Source organism: uncultured Novosphingobium sp. (assembly GCF_964277725.1).
GTDB lineage: Bacteria > Pseudomonadota > Alphaproteobacteria > Sphingomonadales > Sphingomonadaceae > Novosphingobium > Novosphingobium fluoreni.
On the sequence record NZ_CAXYKL010000299.1, the window covers coordinates 1 to 3435 of the forward strand.

General features: G+C 62.0%; 4 protein-coding genes and 1 pseudogene. All 5 read right to left on the reverse strand.

Annotation, left to right across the window (positions count from 1 at the left end):
• Positions 1-269: LexA family protein (locus tag ACHWRX_RS16550; RefSeq protein ID WP_394660029.1), on the reverse strand; the 269-nt coding region annotated here is incomplete at its 3' end.
• Positions 270-338: 69 nt separating this feature from the next.
• On the reverse strand, positions 339-1562 hold the full coding sequence (locus tag ACHWRX_RS16555; RefSeq protein ID WP_394660030.1) for a molybdopterin molybdotransferase MoeA: 1224 nt from the start codon (positions 1560-1562) through the stop codon (positions 339-341).
• The gene (gene moaC, locus ACHWRX_RS16560) at positions 1559-2038 is read right to left on the reverse strand and encodes a cyclic pyranopterin monophosphate synthase MoaC (RefSeq protein WP_394660031.1); all 480 of its coding nucleotides are present in this window, start codon (positions 2036-2038) and stop codon (positions 1559-1561) included. Before moaC ends, ACHWRX_RS16555 begins: the two co-directional genes overlap by 4 nt.
• 143 nt (positions 2039-2181) lie before the next feature.
• Entirely contained in the window at positions 2182-2973 is a 792-nt protein-coding gene (gene trpC, locus ACHWRX_RS16565; RefSeq protein WP_394660032.1) for an indole-3-glycerol phosphate synthase TrpC, read from the reverse strand.
• A gap of 25 nt (positions 2974-2998) precedes the next feature.
• Positions 2999-3435 (reverse strand): annotated as a pseudogene (locus ACHWRX_RS16570) (anthranilate phosphoribosyltransferase); the annotation flags it as partial.

The window sequence follows — 3435 nt, forward strand, 5'->3', positions numbered from 1 at the left end:
GGAGCATCGTTGCTATTGGCGGGCGACTTCCGAACGGCAGGCTTTGTGGTGATGTTCTCCGGTTGCTTGAGCACTTCCAAAGCACGGGCTCGATTGGGCAAACGGCGGATGAAGCCGCGTTCTTCCAGCGCCGATATCAAGCGGTGGACCCCGGACTTGGATTTGAGATCCAAGGCTTCCTTCATCTCCTCAAAACTGGGAGATATCCCGGTATCCTCTAGACGGACCTGAATGAACCGGAGCAATTCGTGCTGCTTGCGCGTCAACATGTCCGCCGCCTCCTTAGGCGATAAGATAGTGAACAATAGGCGAACAATTATGAAACAAACTTAGCCCCGTCAAGCAATTCCGCCATTTTCGAGCCAGAAAGCTTCCACCATCTCCCCACGCGCCAGTTCGGACGCCTGCGCGGGGCGGTCAATTAGCACGTTGCTGGCGGCCAGGGAGGCCAGGGCGCTGCTATCCTGAACCGCTTGTGGGATCACCGAAATCCCGTCCCAATGCGCCCTGACGAACGTCCGCCGCGCACCGTTGCGCGGCAGAGGGGCGCCCAGCGGCATCAACAACGGACGCACCACAGGTCTGGCCGCGCCCAGCAATCCGCGCAGCAGCGGCAGCATGAAATGGTACGCGGTGACATGGCTGGACACCGGATTTCCGGGAAGACCCAACACGATCTGGGGCCGGCCACTGTCCTGTTGGCGGGTGGCGACCAGGATCGGCTTGCCCGGCTTGATCGCCACTCGCCAGAAATCGATCTTCGCGCCCCACGCTTCCAGCGCTGGCTTTATCAGATCATGATCGCCCACCGAAGCGCCGCCACTGGTGACGATCAAGTCGGCGTCCTCGGCTCTGGCAAACGCGGTAGCTAGCGCGTTCAGAGTATCAGGCACCGGGCCCACTCGCGTCACCTTGCAGGGCAGCATTCGGGCCATGCCCGCCAGCATGATGCCGTTGCTTGCAGGTAATTGATGTGGCGCGCAATTTTCAGGATCGTCGGCGAGTTCATCACCGGTATCGAGGACGAAGACCGACGGCGGGCGATGTACCGCGAGATATTTGTGCCCAGCGCTGATCGCCAGCGCCAGCTGCGCCGGCCCGATCCTATGTCCGCGGGCCAGAACCTCCTGCCCATCCTTGAAATCCAGGCCCCGCGGTCGAACGTGCTTGTGAGGCGGAACTGGGGCTTCGCCTGAAAGTGTGAGAACATCGCCGGTCCGCGCGATATCCTCTTGGAGAATCACGGCATCTGCTCCGCGTGGCAGCACCGCCCCAGTCGATATACGTGCCGCTTGGCCCGCTTTGACTTCGCCGGAGAAGGGCCGCCCGGCCGCGCTCTCGCCGATGACTTGCCACGGCCCCGCCATATCCTGCGACGTCACGGCATAGCCATCCATGGCCGAAAGGTCCGCGCTGGGCTGCGTGCGCCGCGCGATCACGGGCCTGGCGAGGAAGTGGCCCAGCGCACCTTCCATGTCGACGTGCTCGACCGGCATCGGACTTACCAAGGCGAGCAGGCGCGCTTGCGCTTCTTCTAGAGAAGCAGGGGGTGTGCGGTTCACGCGCGATCCGCCAGCCAGTGTCCGGACTTGCCGCCGCGCTTCTCGATCAAGCGCACGTCTTCGATCACCATGGCCTTATCCAGCGCCTTCGCCATGTCGTAGATGGTGACGAGGGCGATGGTGACGGCGGTGATCGCTTCCATCTCGATGCCGGTCTTGCCGGTCAGGGTCGCCGTCGCGGTGGCGCGGATGGCGTCAGCTTCGAAAGCGAAATCCAGGTTCACCGCGTCGATCGCCAAGGGATGGCACATCGGGATCAAGTCTCCGGTGCGCTTGGCCGCCATGATGCCGGCGATCCGCGCGGTGCCCAGGACGTCGCCCTTTGGCGCATCGCCCTGCTGGATCGCCGCCAGCGCCTGGGTGCTCATGCGGATACGGCCGGACGCGCGGGCCAAGCGCTGCGTGTCTGCCTTAGCACCCACATCCACCATGCGCGCAGTGCCATCACTATCGATGTGAGTGAGAGACTTGCTCATCGGCGGTTGCCGCAGTTGCCGGTGTCCAGAGTGAACATCCCGAGGGAAATCTTCAGCTTGAAAAGTCGAGCAATGCTAGGGCGATGGATCATTTTCATCATGAACTCATGCCACAAGCTTTTGCTGTAGGACAGAGGCCGCCGTTAACTCCCCGATAGGAGTGTCCGCGTCGCGGCCGCAACATCGTTCTTGCGCATCAGGCTCTCACCGACAAGGAATGTTCGCACGCCGGAGTCTGACAGCCTCTGCAGATCGTCGTTTGTGTTGATGCCGCTTTCGCTGACCAGCAAGGTGCCGGCCGGAGCGAGGGATGCCAGCCTCTCGGTGACGGACAAATCCGTCACGAACCGTTTCAGGTCACGGTTGTTCACACCGATCAACCGTGATTTCAAGCGAATAGCACGTGCCATTTCATCTTCGTTGTGAACTTCCACCAGCACGTCCATGCCGCGTTCGACGGCCGCCGCTTCGATCTCGGCCATCTGGCCGTCTTCCAGCGCAGCCACGATGATCAGGATGGCATCTGCACCAATCGAGCGCGCCTCTGCCACTTGCCACGGGTCGACCATGAAATCCTTGCGCAGCACCGGCAGTTCACAAGCCGCGCGAGCATCCATCAGATAATCTTCATGGCCTTGGAAGTATGGCGCATCGGTAAGTACGGAGAGACAAGCCGCGCCGCCGTGCTGATACGCAAGCGCATGTTCCGCGGGACGAAAATCATGGCGGATCAATCCCTTGGATGGCGAAGCTTTCTTGATCTCTGCGATCAGGGCGAAGCCTGAAGACGCCTTTTCTTCCAGTGCGGCGCGAAAGCCGCGTGGGGCGGACTGCTCGCTCGCGCGGGCATCCAGATCGGCGATCGTGGCAAAGCCTTTGCGCAATGCCACTTCTTCGCGCTTGGTGTCGCAGATCTCAGTCAGTTTGTCAGTCATGCGGGTCTCGCTGTGCGGAAGCGGCTCAGGCGTTCGTGGTGGCGATCCAGCAATCGAGCAGGGCCTTTGCCAACCCCTTGTCGACCGCTTCCGCCGCTTCTTCAACGCCGTCTCGCCAGTCCGCCGCCTCGCCCGACAGGATCAAGGCGGCGGCGGCGTTGAACAATACCGCATCGCGATATGCCCCTGGCTCACCGTCCAGCAGACGGCGCAAGGCCGCGGCATTGTAAGCCGCATCGCCGCCGCGCAGTTCTTCCAGCGAGTGGCTGGGCAAACCGGCATCAGCTGGACTGATTTGCGTTGCCAGATCGGGAAAGCCGAGGGCGGAAACGACGCTGGGGCCGTCGATCGATAGCTCGTCCAGACCTTCCTCACCGCCGACGACGATAGCGGAAGTCATCCCCACCAGAGCCATCGCGTCGCGATAGATGGGGACGTAGATGGGGTTGGCAACGCCGACCA

Excerpts from the sequence above, each read along its gene's own strand:
- moaC (WP_394660031.1), bottom strand. The coding sequence starts at position 2,038 with ATGAGCAAGTCTCTCACTCACATCGATAGTGATGGCACTGCGCGCATG.
- trpC (WP_394660032.1), bottom strand. The coding sequence starts at position 2,973 with ATGACTGACAAACTGACTGAGATCTGCGACACCAAGCGCGAAGAAGTG.